This is a genomic window from Mangrovimonas sp. TPBH4 (genome assembly GCF_001280505.1).
GTDB lineage: Bacteria > Bacteroidota > Bacteroidia > Flavobacteriales > Flavobacteriaceae > Mangrovimonas_A.
In genome coordinates this window covers 111,453-132,404 of the sequence record NZ_LBIO01000044.1, presented here as the reverse complement: position 1 = coordinate 132,404, position 20,952 = coordinate 111,453, and the positions used below count along the sequence as shown (strand labels likewise).

General features: G+C 37.4%; 11 protein-coding genes. All 11 read right to left on the bottom strand.

Translation table 11 applies throughout. The annotated features are described in order from the left end of the window. Nucleotides 1–378: 378 nt before the first annotated feature. Nucleotides 379–1,236: an HNH endonuclease gene (locus ZA05_RS08575; protein WP_053991287.1), complete on the bottom strand. Its 858-nt coding sequence runs from the start codon at nucleotides 1,234–1,236 to the stop codon at nucleotides 379–381. After that, nucleotides 1,218–3,416 (bottom strand): DNA/RNA helicase domain-containing protein, encoded by a 2,199-nt coding sequence (locus ZA05_RS08570; RefSeq protein WP_053991286.1) that lies wholly within the window; start codon nucleotides 3,414–3,416, stop codon nucleotides 1,218–1,220. Before ZA05_RS08570 ends, ZA05_RS08575 begins: the two co-directional genes overlap by 19 nt. 140 nt (nucleotides 3,417–3,556) lie before the next feature. Continuing rightward, nucleotides 3,557–5,296, bottom strand: coding sequence for an AAA family ATPase (locus ZA05_RS08565; RefSeq protein WP_053991285.1), 1,740 nt, complete (start codon nucleotides 5,294–5,296; stop codon nucleotides 3,557–3,559). Further along, nucleotides 5,296–9,159, bottom strand: coding sequence for an N-6 DNA methylase (locus tag ZA05_RS08560; protein ID WP_053991284.1), 3,864 nt, complete (start codon nucleotides 9,157–9,159; stop codon nucleotides 5,296–5,298). Before ZA05_RS08560 ends, ZA05_RS08565 begins: the two co-directional genes overlap by 1 nt. A 1-nt stretch (nucleotide 9,160) precedes the next feature. Beyond that, nucleotides 9,161–12,550 (bottom strand): helicase-related protein, encoded by a 3,390-nt coding sequence (locus ZA05_RS08555; protein WP_053991283.1) that lies wholly within the window; start codon nucleotides 12,548–12,550, stop codon nucleotides 9,161–9,163. Between the two features lie 418 nt (nucleotides 12,551–12,968). Further along, nucleotides 12,969–13,574 carry a hypothetical protein gene (locus tag ZA05_RS08550; RefSeq protein WP_053991282.1) on the bottom strand — a complete coding sequence of 202 codons (606 nt, stop codon included), beginning with the start codon at nucleotides 13,572–13,574 and terminating at the stop codon, nucleotides 12,969–12,971. A gap of 71 nt (nucleotides 13,575–13,645) precedes the next feature. Then, nucleotides 13,646–14,476, bottom strand: a complete 831-nt coding sequence (locus tag ZA05_RS08545; RefSeq protein ID WP_053991281.1) for a RidA family protein — start codon at nucleotides 14,474–14,476, stop codon at nucleotides 13,646–13,648. 72 nt (nucleotides 14,477–14,548) lie between these two features. Beyond that, nucleotides 14,549–15,835 carry an SCO family protein gene (locus ZA05_RS08540; protein WP_053991280.1) on the bottom strand — a complete coding sequence of 429 codons (1,287 nt, stop codon included), beginning with the start codon at nucleotides 15,833–15,835 and terminating at the stop codon, nucleotides 14,549–14,551. A 14-nt stretch (nucleotides 15,836–15,849) separates the two neighbouring features. Then, the gene (locus ZA05_RS08535; protein WP_197276070.1) at nucleotides 15,850–18,282 is read right to left on the bottom strand and encodes a tyrosinase family protein; all 2,433 of its coding nucleotides are present in this window, start codon (nucleotides 18,280–18,282) and stop codon (nucleotides 15,850–15,852) included. Between the two features lie 71 nt (nucleotides 18,283–18,353). Continuing rightward, nucleotides 18,354–19,955 (bottom strand): NAD(P)/FAD-dependent oxidoreductase, encoded by a 1,602-nt coding sequence (locus ZA05_RS08530; protein WP_053991278.1) that lies wholly within the window; start codon nucleotides 19,953–19,955, stop codon nucleotides 18,354–18,356. Nucleotides 19,956–19,968: 13 nt separating this feature from the next. Beyond that, nucleotides 19,969–20,853 carry a hypothetical protein gene (locus ZA05_RS08525; RefSeq protein WP_053991277.1) on the bottom strand — a complete coding sequence of 295 codons (885 nt, stop codon included), beginning with the start codon at nucleotides 20,851–20,853 and terminating at the stop codon, nucleotides 19,969–19,971. Nucleotides 20,854–20,952 lie beyond the last annotated feature (99 nt).

The following is a 20,952-nucleotide window of genomic DNA, read 5'->3' as shown; positions in this document are numbered from 1 at the left end:
ATTCTATTGACTATATAAAATTAAATTTTACTGGTTTACCAAACAATCCGTGTAACATGGTAAATTAAACAATTCATTATCAAATGTTTAGACTGGGTTGTTTTTAAAATCCTTTTAAATGAAAAATATTTTTATTACTTCAGTTTCTGAAATGGTTCGATTTTAATTTAATTTTATCAGAGGTGATAAAATTTATCAATGGCAACCATTTTTACATAGGTAATTGGCTAAATATTCTTTTAAATTTTCATAAAAAGGGTGACGTTTGTAACCAAATCAACGGTTCGGCAACGGTTCGGCAACGGTTCGGCAATGGTTCAGCAACGGTTGAATTATTTTCAAAAGCATTAAAATTGGATTTATGAATGAAGTTCTAGGTTAATTTATTTTTGATCTGTGCCTTTGTAAATATTTTTTCATACCCTTAGACACCTTTATTTTCATAGTCTTTTTAATCCCAAGTATTAAAATCTCTTCATTAGACAATGTTGGTGCAATAATTATGGAGCCGTCATCATCAAAACTAATAAGGTGCTTATCAAATAATGCATCAAGGGTAGGGGAAAGTAGGATGCCGTTGTCTACATCTAGTCTTTCGTGATCCGTTGCTTCTTTCCATGGGACAATATGAGAAGCAATTAATATTTTGGAAATTGAGCAGGATGTTACGGCGCATTTATTATCCCATTTGTCAATTAATTGCTTTCTAAAATAGCCTTGGCCAACTCTTGATGTTATTAATCCGGTTCGTTCTGTTTTGTTTGGAATATTAATGTTTTCTGGTTTTAAAAGTGAGCCATTCATAGTGGCTGGGCTATCAGATACAGATATGAATTTGAACTTAATCCCTTTCCTTTGTGCACCTGTAGTATCTGGTGTATTAAATATAAAATAATCGACAAGCCTTAATTGATCAATAAATTTCCATTTACCTTTTAATAGGTTTTCAAATAGATATAGGGTTTTCTCATTTTCTTCATGTTCGAGTAATGCTTTGTTCCCTTTTGTAAAGGTCATGTCTCCATGCTGTCCTTCTCCTGTATAGTAGAAGTAGCCATCATCAGACCAGCCATCTTCATAACCATGGGATTTTCCGGCTTTTCCCGTAAAAACAAAAATGAAAGGGAAATTGGCACAATTGGAAATACCTCCTTGTCTGTTGCCACCGTAGGTGTCGTGTAATTCTTTTCTGATATATATATTACCTTTTTCAAACATTATTTTAGAATTTTGCATCCATTATTTTTTAAAAAAGCATAGGTTGTATCCAGTCCAGTATCTTCTGGAACATAAATAATCATACCATCACGCCCTCTCGTCAATAGTACTCTATAGCTGTTTTTTCTTAATTCAAACGAGTTTTTTGCTTTATGATTTGGAAGTTTATCTAGCCATTTTTCATCATAAATAAAGTCTTTGTCCCATGCTACGATAGGCATGTCTAATTCTAGCCCCTGGCAAGCAAATTCGGTAACACAAGCGTTTAAATTTTTACAATAACTTGTACTACTTTTATTAGCAAAGTATTGGGCAGGATGTATAGATTTAGTAGAATTGAAGTCATTTTTAATACCATAACGAGGCAAAATGCTACTTTTAGAGCTGGCTAATATGCCATAAGTTTTATCTTCTTCACCTATATACTTTTGTGTTAAATAAGTTTTGGAAGATTCAAGGTTTCTCGTGATATATATGGGGTAATCTTCCTCAATTAACTTTTTGGTGGCGTTTGGTAAGCCAATCAAGTCGTTTTCCAATAAGGTTTCGACCCAATGTTGCAGCACAAGTGCTTGGTGTGTTCTTAATGAAGTTGTGAGGTTAAAGGTGTCATCTAAAACAAGCGCGGAGGTTTCAAAATAAGATGAATACTTTGTGGGACAATGTACATACCATTGTTTTTCGGAATTATTTATTGCCTCGGCCCACAATTCCAGGCCACTTTCTTCACCTAAATAGATTTCTTGGCCATCTCCAATTAAACCAACAATTATGCAGTGGTCTTTTTTACTTGCAATGGAAACAAAATCGGTAGGCTCTGAGTTGGATCCAGTTCTGCGGGATTGTTTTACTTTTTCTGAATCCCATGCTCGCTGTGCCTCATCATATATAAATATCTCCTCAGAAGGTGTTTTTGTAGAATGTGCATATTCTTTAAGGAACCCATGTACTGATTGGATAAAGTTTTTATTTTGCAAGCTGTATTGAAGCACATCTACAAGGGGACCATTACCACTAAGTAAAACGGCCGTTTGTTGAGTGGTTTGATTGTGTGATTGATAAACAAATTGAATCCCAACTAAGGTTTTGCCTGCTCCCGGTACACCGGAGATCAAGACTAAATGATGAGAATTATTTTCTTTAGACTTTATTGATATGTTTTTGAGTGTTTGGAGTGTCTCAGGGATACCTGCACTGGAGGCTTTTTTTATTTGGGGAAACTTATTTTCTTTAAATATTAACTGCGCTGATTGTATCAGGTTGGGAAGTGGGGCATACTCACAATGGTACCATTCTCTTATATTATTGAAATTACATGCGATGTGGAGTCGTAACACTTCATGTAAAAGATCTCCTGAAACAATATTTACACCATCAACGACCTTATTTATTTGTTTTGCAGCAGCTAAAACCAAAATTGGTTTAATAGTTAATTCGTGCGATTTTTGATGGTAATTTTTTAAATCTCGAGCATAGTGCTTTACTTGGTCTATTTGTGCGGTGTTTTCATTGGAATACCCCTTAAATTCAAGAATGAGTAAGTTATTACCACTTAAAATTAAAACGTCGGGACGCCGACCTCTTTCGCGAGGCAATTCATATTCAAAAATTATTTTGGCCTGTTCTGGATCTGTCTTTTGGGGAAGTAATGACAATTCTTCTTTAAGAATGTTGAAACAGTCAAACCAAGCCTTCCGTTGAGAGTAGCTTGCTTGCTCGCCCGTACATGTTAGAATATGTTTTTTAAGTCGTTCACCCCATACAGATACTTCAACTTCAAGAAAAGACTTTAAACTATAAGTGGTATTTATAAATGTAGTGGAATTTACTAGTGCGGTAACGAAAGGTATATCGGCGGGTGCAAATTTATAGTTATTTATTTCTGAGGGGTCAAGCCACCCCATTTTGTCATGATCCTTTAAGCCAATATCTCCTGAAATAATTTTACATCTATAAGATTTTAGAAGAATAGTTTTTTCACCATAGGAATGTATGTTGTCCATAAAAAACTCTTCTACGGAAACCTCTATTCCTAATTCTTCAAAAAGCTCTCTTTTTAGACAAGCTTCGGGAGTTTCTCCCTCTTCTATTTTACCTCCGGGAAATTCCCAAAATCCAGCCAGGTGTTTGCCCTCTTTTCTTCTAACAATTAATTTTTTATTGTCTAATTCTATTATTCCAGCAGTAACTCTCAGCATTTATGGTAAGTTTTTTACACTATTCTAATTGTTAGGGATCTTAAAAAGATATTTCACAATTGGGGGCCGATCTTCTCAAATTCTACAAATGGAATTAGAAATTGTATGTAAATCAGATCTCAGGATTGTTGAAATTCAAGCTATGATCTTTCCAATATTACTTTTAATTCGTTTACACCTTCAATAGCCTTCTTTAACTCTGCTTCATATAAAGGGACCAAGGATGCGTGTGATGCCGGATTCATTATTCTCCTCAATATGTCCTTAGTTTCATCTAGAATTCTTTCTGAGTGATCATTTAATTCAAGCTGCTCCACCAAGTAATTGGTGTACTGTGTTCGGATTCCTCTTAATTTTCCAATATCGGCAGGTTGAAGAGTACCATCATTTTCAAAATCTGAATTCAATTTTTCTAAAGTGGCTTTGGGCAAACCTCTTGTGCTAATGGCCCTCTCAAATGACCTGCGTTTATCTTCTGTGATCTGTTTAAGTGCTCGGTTGAGTTTATTCATCAGAGGTTCAAACTCACCTGTTGAGGCTAGATTTAATCCCTTTAGGTATTTGTCCAATAAAGCCTCTGTTTCCTTTCTTAATTCGTTACCGCAGGCGTCATATTCACCATCAGCCAGAAAGGCTTGTGCTTTCTCGATTCTCGACCTGTCGTTTCTAATTACGGGAGCTTCATTGACTAAATCGGAAGAGTGAAATTTAAAATATTCCCAATCATCAGGAAATGTGTGTCGTTTTACGAGTTCATAGAAGCCTAAATCGTGAGTTAGAATAATTTTTTGAAAGCCTCCGAAAATGTTCTCTAAATCTGGATCTGATTCGGTATTGAGTAACACTCGAACCATATCTAAGCGGTTAGACATATCCAGACTAATGAGCATATCATCAAGAACTAATATTTTGAATGTAGTTCCTTGAACTCTAGATCTTAATGCACCAATCCTCACTCCAATAGCAATTCTAGTGAGCTGAGCTTCATTTAAGAAAGATTGTGGTCTGTGAAGTGTTTCCCAGTTTGGGTTCTCCTGATCTTTATTTATCTCAATACTTAGCTTGATCTTCAAGATATCTGTTCGCTTGTTTTGATCCTTCGGACCCCAAAGACCTTTCTTGATATCACTGTATTTAAACTTCTCTGTGAACTCCAGTTTAACTTTAAGCACGTCCTTGTTTTCATAGAAATGCTTCTTCATGAAATCATTAGCAATAGAAGAAACACCATCTAGAAGAGTTTGGATAGTAGTATTAAGTTCATTTATGGATGTCTCAAAATCAGATTTTACTCTACCTGAACGAGCTGATCCATTGGCTCTTTTAGGAATGTCTTTGGTTTTCTCCTTAATAATATCCATGTAATTTTTTGTGCCCTCAGTAAGAAACGGAAAAATGTCTCTTTCAAAGACAGGCCAAAGATTGATCTCATGTTTGTGAGAGCTACGGTAGAAGCCCTGGAGCAATTTGTAGTTAATAAAATCACTTGCAAGATTCAATTCTTGAATGCTAGTATCATTTCCATTGTTCTCTGGTCTAGTAGGAGGATTTGAAGTGTCAATCTTGTAGGTTTTTGAGTTACCATTATCCTCTTTGACTACAACTTCAATATGTGGTACATCAACATTATTAGCGAAGATGTTTTTTAGGGTTTGATGTGTTTTAGTGTCACTCTCCAGAAAGTTAACGAAGTATTTTTTTACCTCATCATCGTTAGGCTTGATACTACTTTGCAAAAACGTATATAGAGCCCAGAATAGAGAAGATTTGCCCGACCCATTATTTCCATATGCAAGCACATTCTTTCCTCTAAAGTTAAACTTCTCTTCATTTTGAAAAGCTTTGAAGTGTTTGATACGTATTTCTTGAATCCTTTTCATTAGCTTTCTAATATTGGTTTTAATATCTGTGGACTTCTAACTGCAAAGAGCTTCATTCGGTTGCGTACTTCATTGTCAGGGTGACTCCAGGTGGTGTGGAGTTGTTCGATGACTTTATCTTTTTCTGAATCACTCAGGCTATCAAACTCCCGATATTGCAATACCTTATCAATGTCTTTCTTAAGATAATATATAACATCTATTTCCTGCTCTTTCATATGATTAGGGAAGTACAACTCCATGGCTAAACCGTCAATGATTTTTTCGAATTGATTTTTATGTGATTCCTTTTTATCCTGTTTACAACGAGTAATTATTTTGACCATAATTTCAAATAAATCATCATGATTAAGGTAAGAATCTGGAATAGGCACTTTTGACATGTATAGGGTTTTAAACTCTAATCTTCCTCCGTTCCAAGGATCACCTAATGATGAAAAGTTCATTCTGGCGTACCAGTCAAAAACGGAACTATTTAATATTGAAAGTATTGCTGGCTTGTAAGGAATAAAAAACATTTTCATAGTTCCATAAGCCTTACCAACGTCCAATAATGCCCTCATTTCTAATGCTATTTCGGAATAGATAATCTTATTTGACTCAAAAAGTTTCGTGAAACGTTGTTGTGGTTGTTGTAGTTCGAACCACTTCTGTTTAGTAGCTCTATTTTCGAGTTTATCTCTATAATTTTCTAGGTGTCTTTTTATAGCAGGGTATTTGTCTATGTCAATTGTATTTTGAGGAATGTAAATTATAAATAGCTCAGGAGATGCTGTCCATTTCTGGATATCTTTACCTCTGTACCATGGCTTAATAAGGTTAACTGAATTTGGATTCTCCTTAATTAAGCTATCCTTCGTTTTGCTATTGATAATAAAGGCCGAATCATAACCAGTCTTAATCCCTCCGAAAATTTCGAACAAGTCCCCTAATCTTTTAGAGTGCTCCTCAATTTTCTGAAGAATCAACATGAGCTTCTTTTCCATAAATACCCACCCTTTTTGAAGTTCAGATATTTTCTTTAAAATGAAAGAGTCTGAAATAAATTCATAAACATTCAATAAATGTTCATTCTCAGTTGCCTGAGCGTAAATGAGACTTTCATCTTCTTTCGGACATCTATTTTCTGCAATAATAATTGCCGAGTCAACAGAGGCTTTAAAAACAGGTAATTCTCCAAAGTTGACGATGCTTTTTATAGTTTTTTTTGTTGAAAGAAGGTTGCGTATCTTTTCTCCATAACCTCTAACAATAAATTTGTTTGATGTAATTAGAGTTAGTACACCTTTGTTATTTAAAATATCAAATCCCCTTTTGATGAAGTATGTATATAAATCTGCTCTTCCATCATAAATGTCTTGGAAAAACACTTCTAATTCATGCTTATAATTTTTAAAAAGTTCTTGACGTACATAAGGTGGATTTCCAATCACGATATCAAATCCATCTGAAATGTCAAACATCCATTCCGAATCAAAGAAAGGTGAAGAGGCATTTTGGTCGTATGGATTCCAACTTGCTAATTTTGCTGCTGCATGATTTTGCCAACCGCTACGAATGAGTTCTTCGGCTATATTTTTTCGAAGTTCTTCATCTTTTTGGCGGTATTTAAGTTTGGTGTCTTTGGTGCGGGCACTAAAAAGTTTGTGGCGTACTTTTTTGAGTTCGGACTCTAATAACTTTATTTCTTTAGTGTCAAATAAGGTGGTTTGGGATTTGGGTTTTTCTATCCCAATTAATGTGTTGGCCGTTACAAACTTGGTTTCCAAGTTCGGTAATGGGCGTATTCCAAAGTTATGTTTGGCATTGTCAGTTGGTTTTTGGTCAACCACCAAAGAAATAAAGAAGCGCAGTTTGGATATTTGGTTAGCAATGGGTTGGATGTCCACTCCATAAATGCAGTTTTCAATCAAATACAACTTACGAGCATAATCCGGGTCATTCATACCTTGGTCAAAAGCTTCATTAATTTCTTTCAGCTTTTCTTCCCGTTCTTTTTTATCCTCAATACTGAGGGTGTCCTTTAATTCCTTTTCAGTTTTTTCAATTTGCACAGCTTTCCAGAACTCATTTTCAGGATCCATCTTTTGCAGCATGTGTACCATCTTTTGCAGAATACCCATAGGGAAAGCACCCGAACCACATGCAGGGTCGAGAATCTTGCATTCATCCAGTGCTTTTACAATGCGCTTCGTCAAGTCTTTGTTTTCGGCAAAAGGATTACCCGGGTCAAAGGAGGTAAGTTCGTGCAGTTCTTCATCCAAAGCTGCTTTGTCAATATTCCAATCAGTCACCGCATTTTTTAGGTAGGCAATTAAGCTTTCGTCCACCATGTAGTTCACAATCTCACGCGGTGTATAAAACGAACCCGTTTGTTTACGAGCTGTTGTTTTGGTTTCGGGGTTGTAACTCGCTAGTAGGTTTTCAAATACTTTACCTAATAATTCTGGGTCGAGTGCTACATCTTCTTCGATAGGGGTGTTCTCGGTAATGGTGAATTTGTACGATTTCAGGATATTGATCAATCCTTTTACAGCAGCTTGTTTTGTTCCTTTGTTGTTAACACCATATTCTGTGCTCAAATCTACTTCTTCTTCCACACCAAAGAACAAGTAGTCAGGCACTACTAATTGTTCTCCTTTGGTCATTTGGTCGGAGAAACCATCAATGTAGATATTTTGGTATTTATCATCCAAACACTCAAATAATCCTCCATTTAGAAATGGAACAGTTTGGTTCATCATTTTCAGAAATGCCTCAGGGTTCTTGAAATTGGCTTTGTAACGCATTAAATAATCAATTCCCCTATGCGTGCCGTATCCTTCACCTCTAAAACCACGCGTTCGGTTGTCCACTCCATCTGCTTCTATTGGGCAATTCAGTGACGCAAAAAACAAGTTTTGTAAAATGGCTTTATAGTAGATGCTTTCCTTATTGGCTTGAGCAAACATGGTTCCTTCTGCATGATAAGGTGAAATTTCATTGAGGATGTCTTTTTGTAAAGCGTCTAAATCGAAAAGCGCTTCAGGAATCAGTTTCTTCTCTTTAATAAACCAAGTAAAAAGTAATCGTGTCAATAAGCGAATCACGTTGGTAGCATTGTGCTCCTGAATGAGGTCTTCAAGCTTTGCATTTTTTTGATGGGCAATCTCTGGTGTTGGCTTGTTTGGAAAAGTCACATGCTTTACTGCCCAGAAATACCAATTAGATAGTTCTTGATAGAACTTCTTGTTAAGAACACTAACGCTAAATACTTCTTGCCAATAGGTGTATAACTTAGCAAAAGAGTCCACTGCTTTAGTACCTGTTATTGGAATGCGCAATTGGTCAATAATGTCCTCATGTCCGCGATGGGGTTTGGCAATATTAATATCACGCAATAAGGAAACCTTTCCCGCCTTTTCACCTTCGCGCCAAGCTTGTTTGTATTGTAGTCTTTCGGTATTGGCAAAGGCGAGATAATCAGCTTGATTGTCGTTGTACTTAAAAACCAAGACCACAGGTGTATAGTAAAACTCTCGGTTAAACGCTCGAGAAATTTCGGCTAGTTGAGAACGTGTTGGTAGTAGGTTATTTGACCTTTGGTGGAGTGTAATTCCAAAAACCAACACGCCATCATAGTCCGATTTTATTTGATGGACATCTAGACTTTTGTTGCCTTCAAACGCAGCATCATCCACCATCCCAACGAAATAGACATCATCCACCAACTGAAAAGTGGCGTTGTCTTTATAAGTGTCTTTTAAGATTTCTTTCGCTGTGGTCGGTTCGTCCGCCACATAATTCATAGGCACTTTCAATTCATTAAAAAGTGCTTTAATGGCTGGGAGAAATTGTATGTCTTTAAAGTGATTCAGTTTCATGTTATTCTACTGTTACTAAAAACCAAGTGATGAGATCGAAATTTTCAAGTCTATACTTCTCGTCCACTTTCACATTTTGCTTTACTCGTTCCAAGGCTCCTTTATCGCCTCTTCTTAATTTGGAAAGAACATCTTTGGCCTCTTTGCCCATTGTCTTTTTGGGACTGCCGTCTTCTTGTTCTTTGATTTCAGCCGCCTGACTATCTAAAAACGTTTTCAGGGAATTGACCAAATTTTTTATTACTGTTTCATCTCCATTGTCAATAGCATCCGGAACATAACGGTTACATTCCTTATGAATAGTAATGGCATCTAATACTTCTTTTTGATTGAGTAGAACTAGTTTGCCATTGTTGTTAATATAGATGAGATCGAAGACTTTGTATTCGTGGGTCTTGGCTTTTTCAGGTCTGTTGGGATAACCGAGTAGGGCAATAATTCCATCTTCTGCACAAATAGACTGATCAGCCTTAAAGCCCGAATACACTCCTTTTGGCATTCGTTGGTATTTGGCTTTGTCCTTATTTAACTCCTCTTGCAAATCCTGCCGATATCGTTCCAAGGATAAATCGTCAAAACCAAATGATTCTTCTGCATCCAAGTCGTCAAAACTTACTTCCATTTGACGCAGCATGCGTTCCTTCATCCGCTGTTCCAGATTTTCATCTTCAGCCATTTCTTTAAAGGAGTCCGAGAATTCAAGATTGACTTCTGAACCTGCCAGTTTCATAGCAGCCATTCGCTGTTCAATTCTGCCCTGTAAGTCTAGATAACTGTTAATGTTATTCGAAGGCCAGAAGTTGATGCCGAAGACGGTTGAGTTAGGAGAACCTAATCGATCGATACGTCCCATTCGCTGAATGATACGCACTGGGTTCCAATGTATATCATAATTGATCACCATGTCAGCATCTTGCAGGTTCTGTCCTTCACTCAATGCATCTGTAGCAATTAGAATATCAATTGGCTTTTGTAGCTTTTCGTATGTCTTAGGATGATTTTGAGATGTCCATTCGATCCATGCTTTGTATTCTTTTTGGTCAGCTGATTTGATGTCAAAACTCCACTCTTTCTCTTTGAAGAGTTTTGTATAAGGGGCAAAACGCTCTAGAATAGGTTCGAATAATTTGCTCTCTTCATCCGTGTCTGAAACTAAAGAACCTGAACCAGATACCATTGCCAGTTTATCGTATCCACGAGCCTTTAGCTGTTCAAATAGATACTGAGCCGTATCTCGATAAACTGTGAATATGACGAGTTTTTGATTGTTGGAATTGTGTCCTGATTTTCTTTTCGATTCAATTTGCTTGATTAATTCTTCGAGCTTGTTATCGTCAGATTTTTGATTTTTGGGTTGGATAATTTCACGTTCAATTTTCGCTTGAAATTTTTGGAGATTAGAATAAAGATTATCCAGGGCTTCCAAGTCCTTTTTTAAGTCCTTTTTGAACAGATTTAGATTGCCAGCAGCATCAATGTCTGATAGTTTAACCTTTCGTTTTTTCCCTAAGGTGAACTCCTCATATTCGGCTTCAAGGTCATCATCTTCGAAAAGCTCATTTTCTGTGTCATTAGCATTCGAATTCTTTTTATCCTCCTGATATGCCTTTATTCTGTCTAAGGCATTTTGGTGATGATCTTTAATCTTACCAACCGTAGAGAAAAAAGAGAACCAAGATGACTCCAAACGCTTTACCATTAGGATATACAACATCTTAACTAAGAATCGATCTCGTTGCCTTTCATCATGTAGTACATCTCGGTCTTCTTCATCGGTTTCTTCTAAGTAGAAGGACGGTTGATAGCCTGAAAGCATAGGAGGGAAGTGATCAAATAATTCTTCAAATGACTCAAAGTTTCCAAGCTCATGCGGAGTGACAAACAAGTTCAACGGTTTGGCTTTTTTCGGAAATGTCAACTCAGTTTCATGACCAGTAATCATGCTTCTGGTTCTTGCCACCGTCAATGTATCAGTTAACGTGAAGAAACTTGATGGAAGCTTTTTAATGAATTCAGAAATCTTAGGGTCAGGTTCTAGGCGCCACTCGTTAAAAGATTTTTGAGCAGCACGAAAAGAGTAATCCAAATTTCTCACTCCAAGGCTTTCTTCATAACCATGTACATTTCCTTGAACCATTAACTTGAATTGGTTCCGGATATCGTTTAGTGAATTATTAATTGGAGTAGCTGAAAGCAGCAGCACCTTTATGTCCTCATTTGGCTCCAATACATGCTCAAGAAAGAATTTATAGCGATTTGATTTGTCGTTTCTTAGGTTGTGACTTTCATCAATAACAATAAGCTTTGGTTTGTCATTAGTGAAGAATTTGTCAGCACGATCCTGATATTTTTCGAGCCTTTCTACACTCATGTCAGTATGAAATCTCACGAAAAAATCGAGTTGATCTTTCTCGAATTTTGATTCCTGGTGTTTCCTGTATCGCTTCCAATTATGCTCCAATTTTTTCGGGCAAAGGAGCAGAACCTCTCTACCTTGTAGTTGGAAGAATTTCATGACCGCAAGAGCGCTCCAGGTTTTACCTAATCCTACAGCATCCGCGAGGATGGCTCCATTGTACTTCTGGAGCATTTTGATGAGGCTTAGTACACCCATTTTCTGAAAGTCGTATAGTGTATTGTAGATAACAGAGTTTTCTAATCGACCAACTTGTCTATTGAAATCGGGGTCATTTTCTTCTTCCAAAAGCTGACTCCCAAAGAGTTCAAAGAGAATCTTGTAATAGATTTCTCGTGGAGTGTACTTGATGAAAATGCGCTCAATTTCATTTATCAGATATTCTTTAAAATCAACTTTTGACTTTGAGCCATCTTTATGAATAATGGTTTTTTCTTTGTGTGCTTGTGGTCTTTTCCACAAAGCTTCAAACCAATCACAGAGCTCTTTGTATTGATTATTGTTCCCCGTTTCTGCAAGATTAAGTTCAACGTTATTTGTCACTTTTAACCCTATTCCTGCTTCTGTTAAATTGGAACTACCAGAAATGAAGTATTTGTTTCTGTCGTCTTTTTCAGATGGGTTAAAAAGATAATTCTTGGCGTGACAGAAGTTAGGCTCTAGGGTTTTCGCTATGACTTTCTCTTGTCTTAAGAATCGGACACATTCCTTAGATAAACTATTAAGCTTTAGTGCAGCTTCAATTGTGATATTTTCATTCAGGAGGTCTAGAGGCCTATTTTCTTCAATGTCAATATTGACTATATCCCCTAGAACTAATCTAAACTCATTAACCTTATTATTTACTGATTTTGATAAATATGCTAGCGCACCAATAGTGAAGTAGCCGGTAACAATATCAAGTTTGCCTTTTTCTGTATATTTTGAAATCCATTCGTGGACTTTGAGATTTTCGTTTTCGTTGTCTAAAATCATTTATCTGTTTCGTCTGATTTTATGAGTTTTTTGGTGTTAACTTCCGAAATATTTGCAATTTTGTTAATATACCCTTTTTAGGTTGCCGGCTGGTCTCTATATATCCATATTATCGAGTAATATATTTGACTGAATTTTTTATGACAACTAATTTATTTATAAGGTGTTTGCCTAATTGGTTGATTTCAGCCTAAATTTATACTGCCAAGATAATATTTAATTTTTTTTAAACTCGTTTTTCAATATATAAAACGGTTGAATAATTATTATCCCTAGAGAGTGGAGAGATTTCTATTTGTGGCATACGTTTTAGCTCTTGAATGATAAAGAGGTAGTTCATATTACTTGGCTTCTCAAGTCATTTCAGTTGTATATTCCGTAATAATCAGTTGTTTTAAAGGTTAAAGATTATAAGATTCTATTGTTTATGAAAATTGGAAACCTCAGTTTTTGAGATCCATACTTTTGGTGAAGCTTTAATTTTTAAATGTAATAGAATTGATTCAATAGAAAATTTGAGCTTCCTCCAATGCTTGAATGATAGACTGTTTGAAACTGCACCAATGAATATTAGTCCAATGCCGACAAAGGATACTGATTGCTGTTTAAGAGGGTAACCACTTACAACTAGCAATGTTCCAATCAGGCTAATCCAAAAAGGGAAGAATCCATTCCTGAGTTTTGCTTTTCGGTAAAGTAACACAAGGTTAAACAGCATTATAACGAAAATAACAGGAAGTAACCAAGGGCTATATGGAATACTCTGAAGTCCAGAAATTCCGAAAACACTGAGGTAAGCTGCCCAGCAGATAGGGCACTTTGGGAAGAAAACAACCAAAATTGGAAAGACTACCTGCTGAATAGTATTCGATATTTTTGATATCCATCGTTGCTTTGGTGAACGATTGACCGGGAGTTTTGAATGAGAAGCAACACGTTTATTGGCTGCTTCTGATGTATTTTTGTCACTCGCGCAACTACAAGATAATTTCGAATCAATTTTATCAACCCTATGAAAGCTCATCTTTTATTATTCTTTTGTGTTTTCAAATTAATAATTTTAGGCGCTATCAAAATGAAAGGTGGACGAGTTACTTATGAAACACTTCCAACACGCACAGACATCTTGATATAGACTGCTATATCAAACGGGGTTTCTGCTGAAGGTACCGTCCGAACATGCTTTCCCTGTTCCCCGAAGATATCTACCAGAAGATCCGAGCATCCGTTGACCACCAAGGGACCTTTATTAAATCCCTCTGCGGTGTTGACCATTCCAAACAACTCCAGCACCTCCTCAACGTTGTTGAGTGATCCGATATGTTCTCGTACGACATGTAAAAGGTTTAAGGCGGTGAGACGGGCAGCTGCCTGGCCCTGTTCAAGTGTAAGATCCTGTCCCACTTTTCCTAAAAACTCTTTCTTGAAGGACTTACCCCATTGTGGCCCCATTCCTGAAACGTATAATATTGGACCAACTTGTTTAGCTTGAACGAAATTGAATCCGTCAGGCAGTTTAGGTACTGGTGGTAATTCAGAGCCAAGAGCCAAGAATTTCTCATCAGCCCCCATACATGGAAGACTATCGATCCATTCGATTATAGTACGGCATTCTTCAGAATCACGATCAATCTTATTACCTATCAAAGGCATTCTAGGGTAACCAAAAAGTCCGTCAGGGTTGGTTAATATCTTAATCAGATTGGTCTCTTCACCCTTTCCATTTCCTCGGAATTCTGGATTGATAAGCCAATTTCCACGAGCTTTGGCATTCAACAACTGCTCTTCTGTTTCCCAGCCAAAGAGATTCGGGTCAGGCGTTGAAGCCCCTTTATTTCGATGCCGGAGGGCAATACGTTGCCAATTAGCCTGGTCGCCAACACAGTAGTTAAGAATTTTTTTTACATCTTCGAATGTAGCAGACATAGTAAGTAATTTTAAATATTCAAACAGTTATAAACATACTTTTTCTCGACATGAACTTGATTCTCTTATCATTCATTCCTTTTTCAATTTTTCTTGTCCAATTTTTCTGAGTTCTTCTGCGACACTTTGAAGACTCAATGTAGAACTACCCACTGAGTAGCGATTTACAAGTCGTCCATATCCATCCAGCAAAAACAAGGTTGCTTCGTGATTTGTAATAGTGTTGCAGCATCTACTAACTGATAGGTCGACGGATGAAGACATTTCACTTAGTGTCTGAGAGTCCGGTTTGAGAAATCGAAATCTTGAGTCACAAATTATCCCTCTAAGATCTGCATATGCCTTTAGACGCTCTGGATTATCTACCTCAGGCTCCAGAGTTATTAGGCTTAAATTCACGCTGGCACTTATCTGAAGTTCGTCAAGATAATGACGCAGATGTACGACTTGGGAAGTCGTAGTACTGCACCTAGCAGGATTACGGCAAGAGGTGTAAAAGAATGCAACTAAATTCGGAACCCCCAAAAGGTCGGATCCACTAATATTTCTCCCATCCTGGTCGTTAAACATATGTGTACTATGTAGAATCTTCGGTCTTTCTTCAGACAGGACATTATCTGAGCTCTGAAGACGAGCTGACTGAACACTATTGTTGTTTGATAAAAGTTGGGAGAGCGTTTCCTGTGCAGCAATTCTCTCCTTAATTCTCGAACCGGTTTCTGTATTGCTAATATTTGTCAGTGCATTTAACTGAGCTATGGTTTCATCAGATGGATCACCAATACAACCAAGTGCGCGAATTGCTTCTAAACGATCAGTAGTCCACACCGTATCGTCAGGTAGTTCTGAGAATGATTTTAGATCAAGAACCACAGGGGATGCATATTGATTACCACTAAGGAGTTGAATAAGTGATGGGACAAACTCCTTTCCTTCAATACCAAGATTCCCTGCAGCTAGTGCTGCTACCGCTCTGCTAGTTGGGTCCTGAGAGTTTCGCAACAAATCATCAATATAAATCTTTGCTTCTTTCGGTACGAAAGAACTGGCAAGCACATAAAGAATCTGTGCACGTATTCTTAGCGTTTCGAATCTGTCGCGTCCATTATAAAGGTCACGGCCAAGATTCAATTGTGATGCAACTTGTGATGCTATTTGACTCTCAATGTGTTTTGGAATGATCTGCTTGATTTTTAATAAAAGTTCGATGATTCTATCACTATTAGTTGAACCATTGCAGGCTAAAAATTCCTCGACATCTGATAGCTCTGTCTTCGTGACGTCCCTTTTACAATTGCAAACATTGTGGCCATTTGCACAGCTCTTATCAGATGAATCAGTTATAGATTTTATTCTCATGGTAGTCTATTTATTTAATTAGTTTCTTGTGTTAATGTTAACACACGTGCTCTCAATTGAGGGGACAAATGGGGGGCTAAACTCTTAAACAACGCTATTGAAGAGACTGACATTGACTCTGGGCGAATCAATGCTATCGCCTCCATTTTGATTTCTGTAGGAATTGATGACTCCACAAGCCAATTAATCACAAGGTCCATATAATCAGGTAAACCAGACAGAATATGAACGGCTGCAATTCTTATACGCTCAGGTTGCTCAGGAGAAATTACTAACGACTTCACAAGATCAGGATTATTGACATGACCCCCTGCCATTAGCACAGTTAATAGCGATTCTGGATCCTGAGCATCAAACTCCGAAGTGAGAATTGAACCGTGATCTCTTAAGCCACCTGCTTCAATTGATAGAATACGAGCTACTTCCGCATTTTTACTTGACGATGAAATATCCTTATAAATACTTCTTAATCTATTAATCGAGAATGAATCACCCTGCATAGCTAACGTTTGCACGGCAGATTCAGAGACTTCTAAACTACCTTTTGAATTAGCCGCTGAGATCAATGATGAATGAAGATCTATAGAATCTACCATTTCGCGCGGGGCAAAATGCGACAAGAAGTTTAACATATTTAGCGTCTCTAATTTGAATTGGTCCGAAGAACTCCCTGACTCCAATTCATTTAATGCGTATGCCAGCGCATCCTTACGAGTTATTATCGAAGAACTAAGTAAGCGTAACGCCTCTGATTTGAGTGCCCCATTAGTCTCTTCTTTCATAAAGGTCAACAAGTTATGAAGCTCTTCCTCTGGGAGTAAATTACCGTATGTTATTTTCGAACTTTCATGAAGTCGTTGATCATCGGACAAACTTGGATCTCGGAGACTTTTTGCTCTCTTGAGGCAATCATTAGCACTCTTGAGATCTTTTTCCTTTTCAATTGCTAGATCACTCGATGGCATTTTTCCATATGGTGTATCATCGTAGCAGTACCCAAGTGGCTGGATGCCTTCACCCATTCCAAGATAGTCGATTGCATCCTTCACTCTTGGTTTAGTGGAGATCGAGGGCCATAACCCTGGAATCTTTGATTCTGGGAAGAGTCCCATTGGTGCCATAGGCGGCCGTGACAGACGATACTTGACTTCAGGATCTTGATGTGTTGCCTCACCTACTACACCATCCCACGGCCACATGGTATCTTCCAAAAAGTGCCCTCTTGGATGACTTCCTATAGAAGGGGCGAACTCACCAAGAGGTTCGTAACTATTGTTGCTACCATCAGTTGCGAAGCGATCATATTTACGCTGCCATCTGGCCCAGACGCGGTCGAACCAAGCATGGAAACTCCAAAAGAACGGGTCAGCAGGCGCAACTGTGCAGTCGCGCATTGGTGGTCCCATCCAGTGATGTGATTTGTTGTGTGTTTCCACCTCTAGAGCATCACTAAAGTACCTAAAATTAGATTCTTTCAATAAATCCGATTCTCCTGGAAGTACATCTGATCTCCCTAGCGTCCAAGGACGTTTTCTTCTATCAACTGGCCATCTTGTCAGACGTTCAGGATTAGCAAACCGACCTTGATATTCAACACGCCACCCGTGTAATGGATTGTCGAGTGAGAAACGAACAAAGTCGAGGTATGGCGTTCTATTAAGTACTGGTGGATTGTCCATATCAACTTCGTTGGCGCCATACATGTCCGGGGAGAAGACAATACCTTTTGGATCACCCTCATCCAACTTCCAATAATGAACAGATACATCGGGGTGGGTTTTCTGGAGTTCTCGCTCAAACTGCAAAAGGTCTATTCTGTGCCATGCAAGGAAATTACTATCTCGATGTGCAGTATCCGCGTAACTATATTCTGGATGATTGATTCGTGTATCATGGCGTCTGTCACCACGAGAGCCCCAATCGTGTACCTCAACAAATTTCTCGTATCTACCTTCTTTATGCATCGTTCCTATGGCATCCAGAAGTCTATACTTCTCGTGTTCTGTAAGAGTAGTTATATCCTTCCTAACCCTAACCATCAACTGATGTGTCCCAATAACTGGACCACCCTCACTACCCTCATGCACTTCAATGACAGTATCTTTGTCCCGTGAACTTGAATAGCCTCTACTTGCACCTTCAGGAAAGCAGCCAGCGATAATAAAAGACACCCATTCGCCATCTGCTGGAAGGGTTAATCCAATATTTGAATCCCGAGCTGTTTCACCTTTGTCGACATGAGCTGCGAACGAAACCCTTCCATTTCTTGGTTGACCAGAATTTGTAGGAATATTAGGTTCTCGATTGGTCAAAACTACTTTCAAATCTTCGGAAGAACGGAAAAGAGGAGATAACCTAATCCTGCATTTAGTTGGTGCCCAGGTTATATAATCGTCATCAGGAGTTGCTGTTTCGTTAATTTGTATTTCGACTTTGCTAGAGTTCATGACATTCATCTTAAAATCTTAATTGGTGACTAATTTCCATTTTATCTTCGGTGATTCCTCTTTATATATAATTAATGGCTTACTAGTTCTTCAACCGCTTTAAGACTGGATGCAATTGCTCCTTGTATCCACCCATTGTCTAGGGAACAGTGCTCTCCTGCAAAGAAGAGATTACCTTCTGGAGATATAGCATCTTGATAATATTTCGAGAAATCACCGGGTTTCATTTGACAGAAAGCACCTTTTGAAAATTTATTATTATCCCATGAAATAGAAGCATGATCTTTAACCATACCATCCTCCAGAATTTCCGGATGAATCTTTGAAACCGCTTCTTTAACGGTTGCAACTCTTTCATTCGGATTTATTGCTCCTAAGCGCCTTGCGTCCATGCCCCAAACATAACTTCCCACTAATACACCGGATCTTTCCTTAGGGTTATCCAATAATTCAGTTTTCTTGAATTTTTGAATTATTCCAAGGATACTTTTAAGACCTGATTCGTTTTTCGATTGAATGGTCTCTGTGTTATTTGAAGGATAATAAATTTGTCTGTTGATTAGGTCAGTTTGAGAAGCACCACCTTTGATATTATATGGTTCGGCTTCCCAGAAACGAGTTTTGGTATTAAGCAATACCTTAGCCATACTGCAATAATTTAAATTTCTAATTGCCGACATTTTTCTTTTACCAAATCCAGCACATGAAATTGTCCGAAGTATAGAAAAGGGCAGGGTACAAATTACATGATCAAAATCTTTTAGATTTTTTTTGGATTTATTTTTAATTCCTAGTTGAATTTGTTCACGTTGATTATTTATTGAAAATATCTCGTGCTCAACATTTATCTCTACATTCAATTTGCTTAGAAGATTCAACATACCATTAGGCAGTAAATCTGTGCCACCTATTATTTCATCTATACCCTTTTCGATCTTTTGATCTTTTAAACGCTCAGCAGCAGCTATTTCTTCACGTATAAACCAAGATACTGCTTTATCCCACCAAGCCTCTAATCCAGTAATGCCTCCAATCAACTCTAATGCATCGCTTGAGGTAAGATATACTTTTAGGTAATCGCCCAATGAAATCTTATCTATTTCTCTAATACGCTCAGTTAGAGGGCCGATTCCAAGAATGGCATTACGGTCATATGGGTTAGAAGAAATCTCATGGATTAAAATTTCAAATGGATAAACCAACAAGTTGAGTACTTGTGAATGTTTCGCTGTACTAGGAATTGGTCCATTATGAATCATCCATTCTTCGAATTCAGTCAAATCTAATTCTGGAATCAATTTCGTATTCCAGGATGACTTCTCTGAAAGTGTTCCCTTAATGAAATAAAAAGAGTCTGGTTCATCGTGATGGTTAATAAAAGTCCTAAAGGACAATCCACACTTGGCTGCATAATACCTTAAATGATCATGCTCTTTTGGAAAGCGCATTGCACCTAACTCATGATATTGACCATCATTGAAGCGGTAGGTATATGCCCTGCCACCAATTCTATCGTTGGCCTCATAAATAATAACTTCATGACCTAAGATAGCAAGCTCATAGGCTGCTACCAAGCCTGCCATTCCCGCACCAATAATAGCAACTTTCTTTCGTGGGCGGCCATGGTCAATTTTTTTAATTCTATCTAGTTTGGGTTGAATTTGTTCAATCATAGTTTCTTGTTTATTACTTAATAAGTATTTCGTCCAGTTTATCTACTAGATGTTGATCAGGAAGATTTTTGATGTCATTCAATGCCATGCTGAAATGATCAGCTGTTACTTCCTCTTGATGGATATTATAACCAGTATTTTTTCCAATTTTTTCGTAGAGTCCATTTACCTCAGAGTAATCTAGGATTATTGGTCTTCCACCATCTAGAATTGCTTCTTTAGAATTGTCATCTCCTTTTAATAGCATTAAACCTTTATTCACATATGAGAAAAATTTACCTCCTGAATATGGCCGATTAGAATACAGAAGCATCAATGCTTCTATTGGCTTTTTATTATGTTCGAGTTCTATGTAGAAATTATTAAATGGAGCGTCAGGGTTTGAAATCTTGAAATTAATTATCGTAGAAGGGATTTCAACTTCATTACAGGGCTTAAACCCCAGAACAGAATAAGCCTTATAAATTTTATCCCTGTTGTATCTTGAGATAATGTGAAATAGCTCATGTTCAAACAGATGATGTGAAAGAGAATCTAAATTAAGAACCATATAGTTTTCTCGAGTAAAACCGTTTAGACCACCTTCTTCATGCATTGCAGATTTGATCACTAAGATTTCATCTGGTAGATTGAACTTATATTTTTTCTTCTTAATTTGCTTTTCAACTTGATTGATGATGCTTTTAAAGTACTGTTCTTCATAAGGTTTCCAATCATAAAGAAACAGTTGAGCATTGGCTAAGTAATCCTTATAACTCAATTCACCTAGCCTCTTTACTTTGGATTGAATATCAAATGATGTAAGATTTTTGATATAAGAGTCATGTTGACTTACAGCAGATTTAGCTTCGCTAGAGTCTGCTAGGATTATGAGAGAGTTAAGGAATTTTATTTTCATGTCTGTGGTTAATTAATTAAGTAAAAACGGGTGTTGCTCAAAATGTTTAGCTTTTGAGAAGAACACATTGATCACTGTATTTTAGATTCACTTAAAAAC